This is a genomic window from Dietzia sp. DQ11-44 (assembly GCF_014145205.1).
In the GTDB taxonomy this organism is placed as follows: domain Bacteria; phylum Actinomycetota; class Actinomycetes; order Mycobacteriales; family Mycobacteriaceae; genus Dietzia; species Dietzia natronolimnaea.
In genome coordinates, this window is the sequence record NZ_JAALEC010000537.1 from 1 (window position 1) to 4,456 (window position 4,456).

Below are 4,456 nucleotides of genomic sequence, written 5' to 3' on the forward strand. Positions count from 1 at the left end.
GTGTACCAGGCGAAGTCCTCGCCTCCGCTGGACTGGACGGCGGTGCCCACCCCGTCGGCACCGAGCACCTGCTCGACGGCCGACGCGGCCAGGTCGGCGCAGGTCTCGTCGTTGACCACCGGCGGCACGCCCTGGACGTAGTCGACCTCGGCGCGGACCCCGTAGGTCGCGGCGATCGTCTCGACGGCCTCGCGGACGACGGGCTCCGCCGTGGCCCACACGTCGCGGTCGGCGCTGCGCAGCGTGCCCCACAGCTGCCCCGAGTCGGGGATGACGTTGGGTGCGGTGCCTCCGGCCTTGACCGAGGCCCAGGTCAGGACCGTTCCCGAGCGCGGGTCGATCGTCCGGTCCACCACAGCGGTCACCCCCGTGACGATCTGCGCCAGGGCGAAGACCGTGTCCTGGGTCTCGTGGGGCCGGGCGGTGTGCCCGCCGTCCGAGTGGACCGTGATGCCGATCTTGGCGTTGGACGAGGTGATGGCGCCGCCGGTCACGCCCACCTCGCCGACGCGGCGGTGCGGGTCGCAGTGCAGCGCGAGGATGCGGTCCACGCCCTCCACCACGCCCTCCTCGACGCAGTCCTTGGCGCCACCCGGCATGGTCTCCTCCGCCGGCTGGAAGATCAGGCGCACGGGGCGCGGCGGCGGGTCGGCGACCAGCATCTCGGCCGCGCCCAGGAGCATCGCGGTGTGGCCGTCGTGACCGCACGTGTGGGCGACCCCGTCGACCTCCGAGGCGAAGGGCTCGCCGGAGTCCTCGCCCATGGCCAGTGCGTCGATGTCCGCGCGCAGGGCCACGACGTCCGTCGCGGTGGCGCCGTCGGCGGCCGGGACGTCGCACCACAGGCCGGTGCCGATCCGGAACCGCGTCGGCTCGAGCCCCATCGACCGGAGCTCACCCTCGATGTAGTCGGTGGTCTCGGTCTCCTCGTAGGACAACTCGGGGTGGGCGTGGATGTGGCGCCGCCACCCGATCAGTCGTCCCTCGAACCCGTCCGCGTCGCCGGGTTCACTCTTCTTGCGTCCGAACACCGAACACCTCCTGACAGAAGTCGACCACCCGGTCCCCGAGCAGCTGCCTGTTGGCCAATTTCACGAACTCGTGACCCTCGTCCTCGAAGAGCAGCACGTCCACCGGTACGCCGCGGCGACGCAAGGCCTCCACGGCCTGCTCCGTCTCGCTGAGCGGCACATTGGTGTCGTGTGCCCCGTGGACGAAGAGCACGGGGACGTCGACATGGTGATACAGATGTAGCGGCGACGCCTCCCTGAGTAGTTCCCGCTCCTGCAGCGGGTTCCCGTACTTGGGATAGGCGGCGGCGGCGATCCACGGCTCGGTGGTGCGGTAGAAACTCTGGAGATCGCTCATCCCGCACGCCGCGATGCCCCCTCGCCACCGCCCGGGGTGCCGGACCAGGGTCGCGTTGACGAGGTACCCGCCGTAGGAGCGGCCCGAGACCACCGCCCGGTCGGGGTCGGCGATGCCCGCCTCGACCAGGTGCAACAGCGCGTCCTCGACGTCGTCGATCCCCGCGAAGCGGCCGTAGCGGTCGTCGGCGTGGCTGAAGAAGCGTCCGGACCCCGTGGACCCACGCACGTTGGGCGCGAAGTAGGTCACGCCGATGTCGAGGTACCGGCGGGCGAGGTCGTTGTACCCCGGCCGGGACTGTCCCTCGGGCCCGCCGTGGAGGTACACGACCGTGGGCGTCGGTTCGTCGGCCGGGTCTGCGCGGTACAGCCAGCCGGACAACTCCAGCCCGTCGCGGGCCGTGAAGTGGACCAGCACCGGCGCCGGATCCGGTTGCCTCGGCGGCTCTCCCGTCCACCTCCGTCGCTCCACGTCGTACATGACGATGCGCGGCGGCTGGTCGAGGCTCTGCACGGTGAGCGCCAGCAGACGGCCGTCGGCGGTGAGGGTGGGCGAGGACGCCACGACCTCGGGGAGCGGCGGTCTGACGATCACCCGCGGCCGGTCCCCGCTCAGGTCGAGCACCTCGATCTCCGACAAGCCCCCGCGGACGTTCCACAGCAGCACCGCCGTCGAACGGTCCAGGCTCACCTCCACCCGGTCCAGGTCCGCGTCCTCCCGGTAGGCCACCGGCCAGGACTCGGTGCTCTCCTCGTCCGCCTCCACGGCGAGCAGGCCCATGCGCTCCGCGGAGTGGTCGCTGCGCACGAGCATCTTCATGGGCCGGTTCTCACCCCCGGCGTCCAGGATCACTCCGGCATCCGTGGTGGACCCGGTGTCGACCGGCAGGAGCGGCCACCACCGGCCGTCCGGGACGATCCGGAGCAACTCGCGGTGGCCACGCGCGCCCACCCGGAACAGGGCGGCCCCGTCACGGGCGTGGACGAGCGCGCCCCCCATCCGGCTGTCGACCACCGTGCTCTCGCCCGTCTCCGGGTCCACCAGCCTGCCCTCGGCCAGTCCCTCGGAGTCGAAGGCGGTCAGGGCCAGCAGGTCGCCGTCCCAGCAGACGATCTGCTCGGTGGCGTCGTGGTGGGTGTCGATCGGGTAGACGTCCTTGTCCGCGGGATCGGTCGTGACCAGCCAGATCCGCTCGCGCTCACCGCCGTCGGGTGCCACCTCACAGGCCAGCCACTTGCCGTTGGGAGAGTAGGCGACTCGACGGACCGGGCCGTTGACGGGCAGCACGACGTCGCGCTCCGGCCCTGCCCCGTCGAGGCCCCCCAGGCCCAGTGGCCGCTGCACCGCCCGCGGGTATCCGGTGCGCTCGGTGACCACGCACGCCAGCATCGACCCGTCCGGGGACAGGCACGGAGAGGTGGTGTGACGGATCGCGTCCGGCCCCCCGGCGGCGTCGTCGGGTGGGCCGGCGACGTCCAGGGACTCGGCCTCCTCGGTGATCTCGGTCGTGTCATGCACGGTGGATCCAGGTGTCCTTTCCCCCGCCCCCGCTCGAGGCGTTGACGACCATCGTGCCCGCCGGAGCCACCCGTGTCAGTGCGACGGGCGGGGCGGAGGCGAGGATCTCACCCGAGTCCCCGGGTCGGAGCATGACGAACGCCCGCATGTCGACGTGCCGGCGCTGGAGTTCGTGCCCGTCGAACGTCGGCAGGGTGGACAGGGCCTGGACCTCCTGCGCGACGAATCGCTCGCCGTGCCGCCGCAGCTCGTCGCGGCGCTCGTCGAGCTCGCGGGGCGTGCACTCGGGGCCGACGGTGATGCCGGAGCCCCCGTACCCGTCGATCGGCTTGACCACGAGCTCCCCCAGCCGGTCGAGGACCTGCTTACGCTGCTCGGGGTCGGAGCAGAGATAGGTGTCCACCTGGCCGATGAGGGGCTTCTCGCCCAGGAAGAAGTTGATGATCTCCGGCACGCGCGCGTAGATCGCCTTGTCGTCCGCCGCGCCGTTGCCGGGGGCGTTGACCACGGCCACCCCGCCCTCCGCCATCGCGCCGAGCAGACCGCGCCGCAGAACGGTTCCGTCGGCCCCCTCGGAGGAGAGCAGCATCTCCTCGTCCATACGGACGTAGAGCACGTCGACGGGGCTGCGCTCGTCGCCGTCGACGCGCCACAGTCGACTGTCCTCGACCACCAGGTGGTCGGGGGTGACGAGCGGGCCGCCGATCGCGGCCGCGACCTGGCCCAGGTCGAAGGATCCGAGCTCGTCCTCCGCGATCACCACCGCGATCGCCGGATCGTCGACGCCGTCCGGCGCGGCCGCGCGCAGCGTCTGCGTCAGCATGTCCAGGCCGACCCGGGGATCGTGGATCTCGGACCGTGCGCCGAACTCGGGGAAGCCCTCGCTGATCCGGTCGCGCAGCGCGACCGCCATGGCCAGTCCGCCGGCCATCCGCAGGTTGTCCTCGAGGACCACCCACTCGCCCGGGGCGGTGGACACGAGGTCGACCCCGCACACCGGGGCGTGCAACGCCCCCGCCGGGACCGACCGGCCGGTGGGACGGAAACCCGGTGCCCGCTCGAGGGCCTCGGCGGGGACGACACCGGCCCGGGTGATCTCGCCGGGGCCGTAGATGTCCCGGAGGAACAACTCCATCGCGCGGGCGCGCTGCTCGATCCCCGCCGAGATCCGCGCCCACTGGTCGGCCGGGATGATCCGCGGGACCGCGTCCAGCGGGAACACCTGCGGCTCGTCCCTGCCGTAGACCTTGAGCGTCACCCCGAGGTCGCGGAGGCTGTCGTCGACCGTGTCCTTGCGCTCACACAGGGTCTCGGGGCCCAGGTCCGAGACGGCCTTGAGCACGTCCACGTACTCGGGCCGCGGCACGCCGTCCTCGGTGATCGCCTCGTCGTGCACCTCCTCGGTGACGGCCTCACCCAGCGGCGAGTAGGAGGCGAGCATCGACCGCATGTCGCGGTCGTCCGCCACGTCGCGGGGCCGGATCCGGTCGACGGTCTCCGCCAGCAGGACGGCCACCACGTCGCCACGCCTCCCGCGACGGCGGTGGGCGGCGCGTTGGCGGGCCGCCGA

Annotated in this window: 3 protein-coding genes; all 3 read right to left on the reverse strand. The window is 72.3% G+C overall.

The window, feature by feature from the left end; genetic code table 11:
- Positions 1-1,031, reverse strand: a 1,031-nt coding sequence (locus tag G6018_RS13095) for an amidohydrolase (protein ID WP_182639837.1), incomplete at its 3' end; no start/stop codon positions are given.
- Complete coding sequence (locus G6018_RS13100; protein WP_182639838.1) at positions 1,009-2,886, reverse strand: prolyl oligopeptidase family serine peptidase; 1,878 nt, start codon at positions 2,884-2,886, stop codon at positions 1,009-1,011. The genes G6018_RS13100 and G6018_RS13095, both read right to left, overlap by 23 nt.
- The coding region (locus G6018_RS13105) for a circularly permuted type 2 ATP-grasp protein (protein ID WP_182639839.1) at positions 2,879-4,456 on the reverse strand (1,578 nt) is incomplete at its 5' end. The genes G6018_RS13105 and G6018_RS13100, both read right to left, overlap by 8 nt.